Genomic DNA, 13,928 nt, shown 5'->3' with positions numbered 1-13,928 from the left:
TAATAGATAGATAAAAATGTAAACTTTAACTATTATTATCGATTGTTTTGAGAAACTACTAATTCATAGTGTTCAACAGTAGGAAATGGATCATAGAATTTGTGTAGCAGTTCTTTCCAACGCTGATACTCCACTGAGTTTCTGAATCCTATTGTATGATCTTCCAAAGTTTCCCATTCTACCAGTAATAAATAGCGGCTAGGTTTTTCAATACATTTTTGAAGTTGATGCCACCTGTAACCATTCATAGAACTGATTATTTGCTGAGCGACCAGAAAGTTTTCTTCAAACTGTTCAACTTTATCGGGGATTACATCTAAGATGGCTTTTTCTAAAATCATATACTTTTTTAACTCAATAACATTGAATTGGCTTGGAGAAATTAAAAATAAGTAACGAGAGTTAGAGATAAGAAAAAAGTTGTAAAAAGCGTCGAATTGCTATGCATATCAGTATCCAGTAAATCACCTGAACATTCAGTTTAATAAGTCGGATGAGAAATTATTATTCGCCGCTTGGTCTGAACTTACATTTTTAGGAATCAGAACATTGTTTTTATCTATTGTTTCTTAAAAAATTATAAAATAACAATGCATATAAGCTTATTCAATATTTTGAGTCAATTTAGAAAGTTCAGTGAACAAGAGTTGAAGCTTATCCAATCGCAGTTAGTGTTTCGAACTGTAAAGGAGAATGAAATTTTGCTGGAAAGGGGAGCAATTTGCAGAGAGATAATTTTTGTTAATCATGGAGTGCTTCGCACCTATATTAATAATAATGATGGAGAAGAATTAACACATTATTTTATTAAAGAGAATCAGTTTATTGCTGATATTGAAAGTTTTAACAGCCTTACTCCGGCAACGGAAAGTATACAGGCGATTTGTGATTCAGATTTAATAATCCTATCGAGAAAGGGTATTGATTTCCTTCTTTCAACCATCACTCAATGGCAGGAAACCATGTTGCAAATTGCTCAAAAATCATTAATGGAGAAGATATACACACGTAATGCCTATTTAGGAGTGGATGCTACTTCCCGTTATTTAAAATTTATTGAAGAGCAGGGTGATATTGCATTACGTGTTCCCCAGTCAATAATTGCCTCTTATTTAGGTATTACTCCTCAATCACTTAGCCGTATAAGAAAACAAGTTCGCTAGGACTTTTTTACCATTTGGTAATTGAAGCCTGTTTCTATTTTTCAAGTTTTGTGGTAAATAAAACAGAAATCAATATGAAAATATTAGTAACAGGCGCAAATGGCCATTTAGGCAACAACATTGTAAGGTATTTGCTAAATGAGAATATTCAGGTGTTTTCAGGTGTGCGAGCTGGCGCCGACGTCTCGATGCTTACCACTCTATCTACAGAAATTGTAACGCTTGATTATAAATCGGTAAAACAATTATCAGAGATATTCAGTCAGGGCGATGTAGTTATTCATACCGCCGCGGTATTTAAGCGTTGGGCCAGAAATGCACAGAAAGAGATAATTGACCAAAATGTAAACTTATCAGAAAATATTGTGAATGCCGCTGCTGATGCGGGCATCAAAAAACTTATTTACATTAGCAGTTTAGCCGCATTAGATGACACACAACAGCCAATGGACGAAACCAGTTGGAATCAACTTAAGCAACGGCCTTATTCGTATTCAAAATCACTCTCTGAACAAAAAGCCATACAAATTGCTAAAGAACGCGGCTTGACCATTTCTACTTTATTGCCTTCTGCTATCATTGGCGAAAATTTCAATGGATTAACTCCCACTCTTAAGATATTTGCTGACATAGTTAATAATAAACTCCCTATGATACCCCACTTTAATTTCTTGTTTATCAATGTGAAGGATGTTGCAAGGGCAGCTTTTTTGGCAATTGAATATGCTAGAGATGGTGAGCGATATATTATTTCGGATACTTGTAAGTATAGCATTGAACAAGTGTTTGAGCTGGCACAGCGTAGTTTTCCACAGTTGAAACTGAAAAAGCCTTCCATTGCTCCAAAGCCAATGTTGTATTTTATGGCATGTCTGGGAGAGAATATAAGTAAGATTACAGGAAAGGAACCTCTATTGACTGTTGAAGATCTTAATGAGTTATGGAATGCATCGCCTCAGGTAAATGTTTCAAAAGCTAAGAGAGAACTTGGATTCGAAGCATCAGCTGTTGAGGCAGGTATGCTCGAAACATTTAAGTTTTTAAATCCTGCTTTGCGTTAGATTTTTGTATTTGACTAGCTTTTGGCTATTAGCTATTAGCCTGCATCAACGATCAGTTTTGTTATCATTCCTCATCCGTTTACTGAAGTCAACTGCAATGAAGCAATTGTCTGAAGCGGATTAGCTTTTAGCCTGCACCAACAAGCAATCCGTTGTTATCCTGAGGCACGAAGGATCTGTTGGTTAAATGCGAGCCTGGACAATTCATTTCCGGACAGGATACCTTTTATACCTGACGGTCTTACATCGTTTCAGGTATTGCGCCATCAGGTGCAACAGCTCGGTAGGTATAGTCATTTATTCAGCATTATTGTGCGGTTAGGTATAAAACCAATTGCGTATTCAGAAAAGTAGTAGGAGAATAAATACAAAGGAAATTGAACAACCGCCTGTCAATTACGTATTCAGAAGAGTGGTAGGAGAATAAACACAAAAGAAAGCCTATCAACGATGTGTGTCATCCTAAGATTGTAATATCTGTCTAATAGACACGATCATCCCACAATTTCCATCGCTTACCGAACCGGCTACTGTTTTGTACCTAACGGCACAATTGTTTTTGGGATGTGTCATTGCACCGATGTTTTTCTCCATTGGAGCATTCTTTCGTTTAGGCTGATGTTCTACTTAACTATTAAATAGCACAATGGAACCAACCGTGTGTCATCCTGAGGCACGAAGGAGCTGTTGACTAAATGCGAATGGCTGTACAGTTCATTTCCGAACAGGTTACTACCTTGTACCTAATGGCATGACATCGTTTCGCAATGGGAAATACAAAGCCATTCAGGTATTGCGCCGTCAGGTGCAACAGCACGGTAGGTATAGTCATTTATTCAGCATTATTGTGCGGTTAGGTACAAAACCAATTGCGTATTCAGAAAAGTAGTAGGAGAATAAATACAAAGGAAATTGAACAACCGTGTGTCATCCTTAGACATGACTGAAGGATCTGTCAAATAAAAACAACCATCCCCACAATTTGCATCGCTTACCGAGCCGGTAACGGCACAATCGACCTTTCAGACATGTCATGGCTACCGATATTTTGCTCCGCTGGAGCATTCTTTCTTAGGATAAAACCGATCCACCGTGTAGTTTACTGCCAAAATTGGTTGGGCTGTAAACAAACAAAGCCCATTGGTTATTCACCAACGGGCTTGTATAAAAATCGGCACCGACCTACTCTCCCACCTGTTACGGCAGTACCATCGGCTCTGGCGGGCTTAACTTCTCTGTTCGGAATGGGAAGAGGTGGACACCGCCGATATAGGCACCTGAATATCTTTTGAATCTCTTTTAGACATATTTTTGAAAGAAGTTACTACCGCAGAAAGTAAACGAGGCTTTCTTTGCAGAAAGTTTCGGATGATTAGTACTACTCGACTTTGATGTTACCACCTTTACATCTGTAGCCTATCAACGTGGTCATCTTCCACGATCCTGTATGGATATCTCATCTTGTGGTGAGTTTCGCACTTAGATGCTTTCAGCGCTTATCTCGACCGAACGTAGCTACTCAGCTGTACAACTGGCGTCATAACTGATTCACTAGCGGTTCGTCCAACCCGGTCCTCTCGTACTAAGGTCAGGTCCACTCAAATATCCTACGCCCACAACAGATAGGGACCGAACTGTCTCGCGACGTTCTGAACCCAGCTCGCGTGCCACTTTAATCGGCGAACAGCCGAACCCTTGGGACCTTCTCCAGCCCCAGGATGTGACGAGCCGACATCGAGGTGCCAAACCTCCCCGTCGATATGAGCTCTTGGGGGAGATCAGCCTGTTATCCCCAGCGTACCTTTTATCCTTTGAGCGATGGCCCTTCCATGCAGAACCACCGGATCACTATATCCTACTTTCGTACCTGATCGGCTTGTGGGCCTCACAGTCAAGCATGCTTTTGCTATTGCACTCCACGTACGGTTACCAAGCGTACTGAGCATACCTTTGAAAGCCTCCGTTACTCTTTTGGAGGCGACCACCCCAGTCAAACTACCCACCAAACAATGTCCCCCGCTTCAGCAGGGTTAGACACCAAATACAGAAAGGGTGGTATTTCAACGTTGACTCCCCGAATCCTAGCGAATCCGGCTCACAGTCTCCCACCTATCCTACACATCCTGTATCCGATATCAATGTTAAGTTGTAGTGAAGGTGCATGGGGTCTTTCCGTCCCGTTGCGGGTAACCGGCGTCTTCACCGATACCACAATTTCACCGAGCTCATGGCTGAGACAGCGCCCAGATCGTTACACCATTCGTGCAGGTCGGAACTTACCCGACAAGGAATTTCGCTACCTTAGGACCGTTATAGTTACGGCCGCCGTTTACTGGGGCTTCGATTCAATGCTTCGCCTTGCGACTAACATCCCCTCTTAACCTTCCAGCACCGGGCAGGTGTCAGGCCTTATACTTCATCTTGCGATTTTGCAAAGCCATGTGTTTTTGTTAAACAGTCGCCTGGGCCTTTTCACTGCGGCCCCCGTTAAGGGGCGCCCCTTCTCCCGAAGTTACAGGGCCATTTTGCCGAGTTCCTTAGCCATGATTCACTCGAGCACCTTAGGATTCTCTCCTCGACTACCTGTGTCGGTTTACGGTACGGGTATCTTGTATCTGAAGTTTAGAGGATTTTCTCGGCAGCCTTTAGGATCACTATCCACGCACCCGTAGGCTTGCGGTACTTTCAGGTTTCACCAAAGCCGGCGGATTTGCCTACCAGCCCTATAGTTACGCCCTTTAACGAACTATTCCGTCAGTTCGCGGATCTTTCACCACTGCGTCTCCCCGTCACAATACAAGATAGTATTGGAATATTAACCAATTGTCCATCGGCTTCGCCTTTCGGCTACACCTTAGGCCCCGACTAACCCTGATCCGATTAGCGTTGATCAGGAAACCTTAGTCTTTCGGTGAGCAGGTTTCTCGCCTGCTTTATCGTTACTTATGCCTACATTTGCTTTTCTAACCACTCCAGCATACCTTACGGTACACCTTCGCCGTTGTTAGAATGCTCTCCTACCATAATACAGAGTATTATCCATAGCTTCGGTATTACACTTGATGCCCGATTATTATCCATGCCCGATCGCTCGACTAGTGAGCTGTTACGCACTCTTTAAATGAATGGCTGCTTCCAAGCCAACATCCTAGCTGTCTGTGCAATCGGACCCCGTTAGTTCAACTTAGTGTAAATTTGGGGACCTTAGCTGATGGTCTGGGTTCTTTCCCTCTCGGCCTTGGACCTTAGCACCCAAAGCCTCACTCCAGCGTATATGTGTCTAGCATTCGGAGTTTATCTGGATTTGGTAGGATTTGACTCCCCCGCATCCAATTAGTAGCTCTACCTCTAGCACACTCAACCGCCAGGCTGTTCCTAAAAACATTTCGGAGAGTACGAGCTATTTCCCAGTTTGATTAGCCTTTCACCCCTACCCTCAAGTCATCCGAATACTTTTCAACGTAAACCGGTTCGGACCTCCATTACATGTTACTGCAACTTCATCCTGCTCAAGGGTAGATCACAAGGTTTCGCGTCTACTCCCACTGACTATGCGCCCTATTCAGACTCGCTTTCGCTTCGGCTCCGTTACTTAATAACTTAACCTTGCCAGTGAGAAGTAACTCGTAGGCTCATTATGCAAAAGGCACGCCGTCACACCTTTCGATGCTCCGACCGCTTGTAAGCGCACGGTTTCAGGTTCTATTGCACTCCCCTGTTCGGGGTTCTTTTCACCTTTCCTTCACAGTACTTGTTCACTATCGGTCTCTCAGTAGTATTTAGCCTTACCAGATGGTGCTGGCAGATTCCCACAAGGCGTCTCCGACCTCGCGGTACTCAGGATACAGTTAGGTAATAAGATCTTGCCTGTACACGACTGTCACGTCCTATGGTTGCTCTTCCCAAAGCATTCCAGTTCAATCTTATAGTCCACAGCACTGTCCTACAACCCCAGTAATGCCGTAACATTACTGGTTTGGGCTCTTTCGCGTTCGCTCGCCACTACTTACGAAATCACTATTGTTTTCTCTTCCTACGCCTACTTAGATGTTTCAGTTCAGCGCGTTTGCGTTTTTTACGATTATCCTTCAGATAATCAGGTTTCCCCATTCGGAAATCACCGGATCAATTCGTATTTGCCAATCCCCGATGCTTATCGCAGCTTATCACGTCCTTCTTCGCCTCTGAGAGCCAAGGCATCCCCCGTGCGCCCTTAGTAACTTTCTTTACTAAGACTTGCGTCTTATGCTTACATTATAGAATTAATTCTATCTGTTGCTCGTTTACCTTCTTACAGGTAACTTCTTTCAATATGTCAAAGAACTTCTTGACCGTTTGTCATTCCTTTGAATGACGGTCTTGGTGGAGAATAACGGATTCGAACCGTTGACCCCCTGCGTGCAAGGCAGGTGCTCTAGCCAGCTGAGCTAATTCCCCAAGATCGTTTTGTAGTCCCGAGCAGACTTGAACTGCTGACCCCTACATTATCAGTGTAGTGCTCTAACCAAACTGAGCTACGGGACTCTTTCTTGTTCCTGTAGGCAGTAGGCTTTGCTGATCAATCTACCCTTCCTACCGGTACTTGGGTTTTTCTCTTGTGATTATTTTTGAAATGAGATTTTCATAGCGCAGCAGCTATTTTTTTAACTGCTATCCTTCTCTAGAAAGGAGGTATTCCAGCCGCACCTTCCGGTACGGCTACCTTGTTACGACTTAGCCCTAATTACCAGTTTTGCCCTAAACCGCTCCTTGCGGCTACAGTCTTTAGGCACCCCCGGCTTTCATGGCTTGACGGGCGGTGTGTACAAGGCCCGGGAACGTATTCACCGCGTCATTGCTGATACGCGATTACTAGCGAATCCAACTTCATGAGGTCGAGTTGCAGACCTCAATCCGAACTGTGAATGGCTTTTTGAGATTGGCTTCCTATTACTAGGTCGCAGCCCTCTGTACCATCCATTGTAGCACGTGTGTAGCCCCGGACGTAAGGGCCATGATGACTTGACGTCGTCCCCGCCTTCCTCTCTACTTGCGTAGGCAGTCTGATTAGAGTCCCCATCTTAATGCTGGCAACTAATCATAGGGGTTGCGCTCGTTGCGGGACTTAACCCAACACCTCACGGCACGAGCTGACGACAGCCATGCAGCACCTAGTTTCGTGTCATTGCTGACTGATCTATTTCTAAATCATTCACTAACTTTCAAGCCCGGGTAAGGTTCCTCGCGTATCATCGAATTAAACCACATGCTCCTCCGCTTGTGCGGGCCCCCGTCAATTCCTTTGAGTTTCAATCTTGCGACCGTACTCCCCAGGTGGATTACTTAACGCTTTCGCTTAGCCGCCGACTGTATATCGCCGACAGCGAGTAATCATCGTTTAGGGCGTGGACTACCAGGGTATCTAATCCTGTTTGATCCCCACGCTTTCGTGCCTCAGCGTCAGTTACACTTTAGTGAGCTGCCTTCGCAATCGGTGTTCTGTGACATATCTATGCATTTCACCGCTACTTGTCACATTCCGCCCACTTCATCTGTACTCAAGTAAACCAGTATCAAAGGCAGTTCTACAGTTGAGCTGCAGGCTTTCACCTCTGACTTAATTTACCGCCTACGCACCCTTTAAACCCAATAAATCCGGATAACGCTTGGATCCTCCGTATTACCGCGGCTGCTGGCACGGAGTTAGCCGATCCTTATTCTTCGGGTACCTTCAACTAAATACACGTATCTAGGTTTATTCCCCGACAAAAGCAGTTTACAACCCATAGGGCCGTCTTCCTGCACGCGGCATGGCTGGTTCAGACTTCCGTCCATTGACCAATATTCCTTACTGCTGCCTCCCGTAGGAGTCTGGTCCGTATCTCAGTACCAGTGTGGGGGACCATCCTCTCAGATCCCCTATGCATCGTAGCCTTGGTAAGCCGTTACCTTACCAACTAGCTAATGCAACGCATGCCCATCTTCAATCACCAAAGTTTTAATATCTAAATGATGCCATTCTGATATCTTATGCGGTATTAATCTCCCTTTCGGAAGGCTATCCCCCAATTGAAGGTAGGTTGCATACGTGTTACGCACCCGTGCGCCACTTTCATAGAAACCGAAGTCTCTAATCTCGTTCGACTTGCATGTATTAGGCCTGCCGCTAGCGTTCATCCTGAGCCAGGATCAAACTCTCCGTTGTATACTTTAAGTTTGTTCCTATTTCCGTATCGCTACGGAAAAGGTCCCGATTTTTAATTTCGGGATTGTCTCTTGGATTGACAGTTATTCTTAGCTTGACCAGGTATTGCTACCTGCTCGCGCTGCGCTATTTCTCATCTCTTCAAAGAACTTGTTGTTAACCCTTTTGGTTAACTTTCGTGGATATCCCAGGAGTCGAACCTGTCCAGTCTTGCGACCGTTTTCCTTTTATCCCGCTTTCTTTTTTTCAGTTTTCAAACCGACCTTCCGTCTGTTTGGGGTTGCAAAGGTAAACATCTTTTTTAATTTTCAAAAAAATATTTTTTTTATTTTTTTTGCCTTTTCAAGCTCCTTTACCCTCTTTTCAATGTTTTCTCTCCCTCTCTAGCGGGCTGCAAAGGTAACACTCTTTTTCACTTCTCCAAAAAGTTTTTTAACTTTTTCTCCTCCCTCTCTTTCCCTTTGTCCAGGCTCCGTTTCTTGCGAAACTTCCGCCCCTTACACCCTTTCAACCTTGCCCCGTACCATCCGTTTCGGGAGTGCAAAAGTAGAAAAATTCATCCTCCCGCCAAACTATTTCTAAACTATTTTTACCACCTTTTACTAACTGCCTGATAAACTGTACTAAAAAGTTTAATCCCACCGATTCCCCGACCCTGCTCCGAAAGGAGAAGGGAGCACCCCTGGGTCAATTAGTTCTTTTTCGGGGTTAATGGTTAAACAAATGAAAAGAGTGCATCGGTTAGCTATTTATCAGTTATCTTTCCTATTATTATATATGTATTGTAAAGATAAAGCAAAAACATTATTTCTCAGGTACTCTTTTTCTCATTTCATTCGCTATTTCAGTAGCATTCGCTTCACCTTTCTTTTCTAACTCCTCAATAATCAAGGTGTGGTTATGTTTATCTCTGTTCTGCGAAAGTTTGTAGGTAGCTTGTACTTCATCCATACTAATCTCAAATCCAACTACACCTTTCATTTCTTTTCTTACCATCTCTTGCGACATTGTATGCACAGAAACAGGCCGTTCTGAATGTACTTCATATTTGTCCACTAATTTTGCAAGCGCATTATACAAAGATTCACCTTCCATTATCTTAATCGTGCCATAGACATGTACAGCTAAATAATTCCAGGTCGGAACATTTTCATGATCGTACCAGGAAGGGGATATATAAGTATGAGGTCCTGAAAATATCACCATCACTTGTTCATTGTTTTGAAATTCTTTCCACTGAGGATTTGCCCTAGAGATATGCCCTACCAAAACACTACTTCCCTCTTCATTTTTATCTAACACCAAAGGGATATGTGTAGCCCAAGGTTTTCCGTCCACCTGATTTATTAAAATGCCAAAGCTGTTATGTTTAATAAAGTCATGAATCTCATCAATATTTTCGTTGCGATAATTTTTTGGTGTATGCATATAAGGGTTATGGTTTCTTTAGGAACTCTTTTAAAGGAGCAATAAATTTATTAAAATCTTCAATATGTGGCAAATGTCCGACATTATCAAGTTCTACCAATGTTGAACCAGGAATTAACGATGCTGTTTTCTTTCCCAATTCAGGATAATCACCCATAGTGGATGCAATGTCAGGAGACACCAGGTTTTTTCCTAATGCCGTTCTATCTCTTTGACCTATGATTAATAATGTAGAAACCTGCAATTGATAAAACTCATAACATACTGGTTGAGTAAAGATCATATCATAAGTCAATGCAGAATTCCATGCAATGATTTTATAATTCTGATTCTTCGTCCACCCTGCCTGAATATCCAGCCATTGATCATACTCTGGTTTCCAATTTCCGCCATAATAATTTGTCAGTTGATAATCCTTTATACTTTCATATGTAGCGGCCATTTCATTTTCATACCACCAATCGATTGGCTTATAAGGTACCTTTTGCTGCCAGTCTTCTAAACCAATTGGGTTTTCGAGTACCAATTTTTCTGTTGCCTCGGGAAACATTAGGGCAAAGCGAGTTGCCAACATTCCGCCCATTGAATGTCCCACGATGGTTGCTTTCATAATTCCAAGTTCATCCAAAATTAAACGGGTGTTGTTGGCAAGCATTTGAAAAGAATATTGCAAATGCTCTGGTTTAGATGATTTACCAAACCCGATTTGATCAGGAATAATAATGCGATACCCAAGCTCTGCTAAGGTTTTTGCCGTTTGCCCCCAATAGGCACCACAAAAATTCTTACCATGAAGCAATACCACCGTTTTTCCATTTGGTTTTTCCGGTTTTACATCCATATATGCCATTTGATAGGTATTACCCTCAATTGCCACATCCAGGAAATTTACCGGATATGGATAACCAATATTCTCAAGATTTATAGCTGTTACTCCTACATTTTGTGACCTGGCGGCGGCAGCTATACAGATTAAAGCAGCTAGTAGTAACTTTTTCATTCGCTTGGTTTAAGTTATTCCTATGTGAACAGAAAAAAAGGATTATGTACCAAAAAATAAGCCACAACTAAGTTGTGGCTTATTTTTTGGTACATTAGTCTTATTAACTATATGTAGACAGTGCTATATTTTCGTTAGTCACTTTCCGCGAGACTTACTTTTTTCATGCAGTGTCTCATTTTAAAGGTATTCAAGAATGCTTCGCATGTTTTTCTACAGCGAAAAAAAGTAAGCAAAAAACGCTCTCGGCTCAGCCGAGACTGCGTACAATTCTCCTGCAGTTAATGCAAGAGCTTAATTCACCACTTCCAACTGTACAAGGCGGGAGTTACAGACTTGGAAGTTTTTCTGACAACTAATTATATAATTTTTTATCCAAGAGGTTAATCCGGATATTATAACAATCAGTATTCAGGTTCTTATTTCAGTGAGCTACCATTCTTTTTTACGTTAACGATAACATCCAGTAATCCATCTGTTGGGGCGTCCTCTTCGATCTCCCAGAACATGATACCTCCTAATTTTTTATCGATCACATATTGTGTTTTGTATTCGATGGATCTTTTATCATCATAAGTTATAAACAGCTTTTTCTCGGCGCTGTATAAATAAGGCGCTTTAGCCAGGTCATCCCAGTGATAAACAAAATCGGTTTGATTTGGCATTTGTTCCCTAATTTGTGCATAAGAAATTCCCTGTTTGAACTTACCAGATTGGAACAGACCATTATTTACGTTTTCTACTCCTTCAAACATGCGACCGTAAAAAGCCGATCCGACAATAATCTTACCTGCCGGAACACCTTGTTTCAGTAAATAACTTACCCCATTATCTGCGGATTCTTTTAACTGAGGTACAGAATATAATCCGGTATGATGACCGGTAACCATTGAATAACCATTCACCAAATCATAACTCATTAGATTTACATAATTAACCTGAGGCATTACATTTTTCCAATCAATTGATTCTTCAAGACATTTTTGGAAACCACCAGTTGCAAAACTAATTTCCTGCTTTTTTCCTAAAACACGACGAAGTTCAGTAACCAATGCGGTAAAGTTAGGCTTATCCTGAGGACCAAACTTATGACCTGGCAGGCCTTCAATTGCCGGATACTCCCAATCTAAATCGATACCGTCTGTACCGAAGTAATTATTCAATTGCTTTACCGATTCAGCAAACTCCGTTCTTGCAGCAGCTGAAGAGAAAACATCTGAACAGGTTTCGCAACCACCCCATCCACCTAATGACAGAATAACTTTTAACTGAGGATTCTGTTTTTTCAATCCTACCAAGCTTTTTATTGTAGCGGTATCACCAGCATTATCAACATTCAGTTTATTTCCTTTTAAATGGCAAAAACTGAAAATTATATGCGTGAGCTTTTCAGCAGGAACTTTTTCAGCTTGTTCTGGGGAACCAAAGAAATAGGCAATTACCTGGAACTTATTATTTTGCTGAGCAAAAACCGGAAGCGAAAAACACGCTAACGCAAGGATAGAAAAGAGTACTTTGATCTTAGGTGATATCATAATTTCAACAGGGAAAAGTTTTTGATGTTATTTTTTTATTAATCTACATTAAACATTGTAAATGTAATTATTTAAGAATTTCTATTTACATTGTGCTACTGTAATAAAGTTGTTATGCTTTTTTGCGTTTTCTTTTAATTACTCTGTCACATGAAAAAACAATTATTCCTCCTATTCTTGTTATTCGGTGGATTTATATCCTCAGCTATTGCGCAAACACCAGCTTTATTGCTAAGGTTAGATGATAATGGAATGAACCACTCGGTAAATACTGCAATAAAAGAAGTAGCCGAAACAGGCATTCCTTTTTCAACATCTGTTATGTTTGCTTGTCCGTGGTACCAGGAAACTGTTTCGATACTTAAAAATTACCCAAATCTCTCGGTTGGTGTTCACCTTACATTAAATGCCGAATGGAAATATTATCGTTGGGGGCCTGTGGCGGGGAGAACTGCCGTACCTAGTCTGGTTGATTCAAATGGCTATTTTTATTCATCTACTGCTCAGTTTTTGGCTAGCAATTACAAATTAGACGAAGTTGAAAAGGAACTAGCCGCACAGATTGAACGTGCCTTAAACTCAGGATTAAAAATTGATTATGTTGATTATCACATGGGAACAGCCATGTCGACCCCAGAAATGAGGACTATTGTAGAAAAACTTGCAAAGAAATACGGCTTAGGTATATCACATTACTTTGGAGAACAATACAAAACAATGTTTGAAATACCAGTTGTAAAAAAGCAAGAAGTTTTCTTTGATCACTTGACACATCTTGATCCAAAAGGAGTTGCACTAATGATTTTTCACGTTTCAAAGTTTGATCCCGAAATGCAGGCTTTAATTGACATGAACAGCCCTGATATGCAAGCTGTTAATAACGAACCAATAGTCGCCATTCATCGTTCGACCGAACTTAAAATTTTGCTTTCTAAGGAATTTCAGGACATGGTTAAAAAAGGGAAAGTAAAATTGATAACTTATAAAGATTTGATCAAGGATAATGGGTTAACAAACATGAAATCTCCTTTTACAAATTAGCTCTTAAAGTTGAACCTCATTTTATAATTAGTAAGACCAATATAGTTAATAAAGACTTTTTGTTCTTCAGTAACTTCAAAGCCATTTTTAATAAAGAATGACTTTGCTGTTATACTAGCTTCGGTAGTTAACCCGGTCAGGTTTAATTCAGTCGCTTTGCTAATAATTGCATTCAATAACAGCGTCGCAATTCCTTGTCGCTGGTAATCTTTATGAACGTACATCAGGTCCAGGTAACCATCTTCTTCAAGTGAAGAAAAGCCGGTAATTATTCCTTCCGTCGTCTCGCAAATATAAAAATATTGGGATTCTATCCTGTTAGCTAACGAATCGGTACGATCGGCAGTGGATGCCCATGCTGCAATTTGCTCAGCGTTATAATCGAAGACATTTATAGTGGTGATTGTATTGTAGTATAACTCCTTAAGTTGAGAGATATCATTCAGATCAGCTTTTCTTATTTGCATTGCCTTTTTTCAGACAAAATAATAAAAGCCTGACTGACTTGAAATAAGA

10 protein-coding genes, 2 tRNA genes and 3 rRNA genes are annotated in these 13,928 nt (G+C 41.4%); 4 read left to right on the top strand and 11 right to left on the bottom strand.

The genetic code is table 11. The annotated features are described in order from the left end of the window. Window positions 1-35: 35 nt before the first annotated feature. The gene (locus SOLCA_RS03005) at window positions 36-341 is read right to left on the bottom strand and encodes an antibiotic biosynthesis monooxygenase family protein (RefSeq protein ID WP_014678967.1); all 306 of its coding nucleotides are present in this window, start codon (window positions 339-341) and stop codon (window positions 36-38) included. Between the two features lie 249 nt (window positions 342-590). Between SOLCA_RS03005 and SOLCA_RS03000 the strand changes: the two genes are divergently transcribed. Further along, window positions 591-1,163, top strand: coding sequence for a Crp/Fnr family transcriptional regulator (locus tag SOLCA_RS03000; RefSeq protein WP_014678966.1), 573 nt, complete (start codon window positions 591-593; stop codon window positions 1,161-1,163). Between the two features lie 74 nt (window positions 1,164-1,237). Next, complete coding sequence (locus tag SOLCA_RS02995) at window positions 1,238-2,224, top strand: NAD-dependent epimerase/dehydratase family protein (RefSeq protein WP_014678965.1); 987 nt, start codon at window positions 1,238-1,240, stop codon at window positions 2,222-2,224. A gap of 462 nt (window positions 2,225-2,686) precedes the next feature. Here the strand turns inward: SOLCA_RS02995 and SOLCA_RS23705 are convergent, their stop codons facing one another. Then, on the bottom strand, window positions 2,687-2,818 hold the full coding sequence (locus SOLCA_RS23705) for a hypothetical protein (protein ID WP_281048047.1): 132 nt from the start codon (window positions 2,816-2,818) through the stop codon (window positions 2,687-2,689). Window positions 2,819-2,975: 157 nt separating this feature from the next. Between SOLCA_RS23705 and SOLCA_RS23020 the strand changes: the two genes are divergently transcribed. After that, on the top strand, window positions 2,976-3,113 hold the full coding sequence (locus tag SOLCA_RS23020; protein ID WP_157604503.1) for a hypothetical protein: 138 nt from the start codon (window positions 2,976-2,978) through the stop codon (window positions 3,111-3,113). A gap of 280 nt (window positions 3,114-3,393) precedes the next feature. Here SOLCA_RS23020 and rrf read toward each other — a convergent pair. From rrf to SOLCA_RS02955, 8 genes are all read right to left on the bottom strand, one after another. Next, window positions 3,394-3,505, bottom strand: a 5S ribosomal RNA gene (rrf, locus tag SOLCA_RS02990). A 72-nt stretch (window positions 3,506-3,577) separates the two neighbouring features. Continuing rightward, window positions 3,578-6,451: ribosomal RNA gene (locus SOLCA_RS02985) — 23S ribosomal RNA — on the bottom strand. Window positions 6,452-6,584: 133 nt separating this feature from the next. Further along, a tRNA-Ala gene (locus SOLCA_RS02980) sits at window positions 6,585-6,661 on the bottom strand. Window positions 6,662-6,673: 12 nt separating this feature from the next. Then, a tRNA-Ile gene (locus tag SOLCA_RS02975) sits at window positions 6,674-6,748 on the bottom strand. 140 nt (window positions 6,749-6,888) lie between these two features. Then, window positions 6,889-8,408 (bottom strand): 16S ribosomal RNA (locus tag SOLCA_RS02970). Together the 16S, 23S and 5S rRNA genes with 2 tRNA genes alongside form the textbook arrangement of a ribosomal RNA operon. 804 nt (window positions 8,409-9,212) lie before the next feature. After that, window positions 9,213-9,836: an FMN-binding negative transcriptional regulator gene (locus tag SOLCA_RS02965; protein WP_014678964.1), complete on the bottom strand. Its 624-nt coding sequence runs from the start codon at window positions 9,834-9,836 to the stop codon at window positions 9,213-9,215. A gap of 7 nt (window positions 9,837-9,843) precedes the next feature. Then, on the bottom strand, window positions 9,844-10,836 hold the full coding sequence (locus SOLCA_RS02960) for an alpha/beta fold hydrolase (RefSeq protein ID WP_014678963.1): 993 nt from the start codon (window positions 10,834-10,836) through the stop codon (window positions 9,844-9,846). Between the two features lie 419 nt (window positions 10,837-11,255). Continuing rightward, window positions 11,256-12,371: a glycoside hydrolase family 18 protein gene (locus SOLCA_RS02955; protein ID WP_014678962.1), complete on the bottom strand. Its 1,116-nt coding sequence runs from the start codon at window positions 12,369-12,371 to the stop codon at window positions 11,256-11,258. A gap of 150 nt (window positions 12,372-12,521) precedes the next feature. Here SOLCA_RS02955 and SOLCA_RS02950 point away from each other — a divergent pair, with 150 nt between their 5' ends. Next, on the top strand, window positions 12,522-13,412 hold the full coding sequence (locus tag SOLCA_RS02950) for a ChbG/HpnK family deacetylase (protein WP_014678961.1): 891 nt from the start codon (window positions 12,522-12,524) through the stop codon (window positions 13,410-13,412). On the opposite strand, the gene SOLCA_RS02945 is transcribed toward SOLCA_RS02950, so the two are convergent. Beyond that, the gene (locus tag SOLCA_RS02945; protein WP_014678960.1) at window positions 13,409-13,879 is read right to left on the bottom strand and encodes a GNAT family N-acetyltransferase; all 471 of its coding nucleotides are present in this window, start codon (window positions 13,877-13,879) and stop codon (window positions 13,409-13,411) included. The two genes, SOLCA_RS02950 and SOLCA_RS02945, sit on opposite strands and share 4 nt — an antisense overlap. Window positions 13,880-13,928: the final 49 nt, after the last annotated feature.

Source organism: Solitalea canadensis DSM 3403 (genome assembly GCF_000242635.2).
Taxonomy (GTDB): Bacteria; Bacteroidota; Bacteroidia; order Sphingobacteriales; family Sphingobacteriaceae; genus Solitalea; species Solitalea canadensis.
The sequence above is the reverse complement of the archived record's forward strand: the minus strand, read 5'-3'. Positions and strand labels throughout refer to the sequence as shown.

What these genes read in the sequence shown, in the direction of transcription:
- SOLCA_RS03005 (WP_014678967.1), bottom strand. Translation starts at nt 341, where the DNA reads ATGATTTTAGAAAAAGCCATCTTAGATGTAATCCCCGATAAAGTTGAA.
- SOLCA_RS03000 (WP_014678966.1), top strand. Translation starts at nt 591, where the DNA reads ATGCATATAAGCTTATTCAATATTTTGAGTCAATTTAGAAAGTTCAGT.
- SOLCA_RS02995 (WP_014678965.1), top strand. Translation starts at nt 1,238, where the DNA reads ATGAAAATATTAGTAACAGGCGCAAATGGCCATTTAGGCAACAACATT.
- SOLCA_RS23705 (WP_281048047.1), bottom strand. Translation starts at nt 2,818, where the DNA reads ATGGAGAAAAACATCGGTGCAATGACACATCCCAAAAACAATTGTGCC.
- SOLCA_RS23020 (WP_157604503.1), top strand. Translation starts at nt 2,976, where the DNA reads ATGACATCGTTTCGCAATGGGAAATACAAAGCCATTCAGGTATTGCGC.
- SOLCA_RS02965 (WP_014678964.1), bottom strand. Translation starts at nt 9,836, where the DNA reads ATGCATACACCAAAAAATTATCGCAACGAAAATATTGATGAGATTCAT.
- SOLCA_RS02960 (WP_014678963.1), bottom strand. Translation starts at nt 10,836, where the DNA reads ATGAAAAAGTTACTACTAGCTGCTTTAATCTGTATAGCTGCCGCCGCC.
- SOLCA_RS02955 (WP_014678962.1), bottom strand. Translation starts at nt 12,371, where the DNA reads ATGATATCACCTAAGATCAAAGTACTCTTTTCTATCCTTGCGTTAGCG.
- SOLCA_RS02950 (WP_014678961.1), top strand. Translation starts at nt 12,522, where the DNA reads ATGAAAAAACAATTATTCCTCCTATTCTTGTTATTCGGTGGATTTATA.
- SOLCA_RS02945 (WP_014678960.1), bottom strand. Translation starts at nt 13,879, where the DNA reads ATGCAAATAAGAAAAGCTGATCTGAATGATATCTCTCAACTTAAGGAG.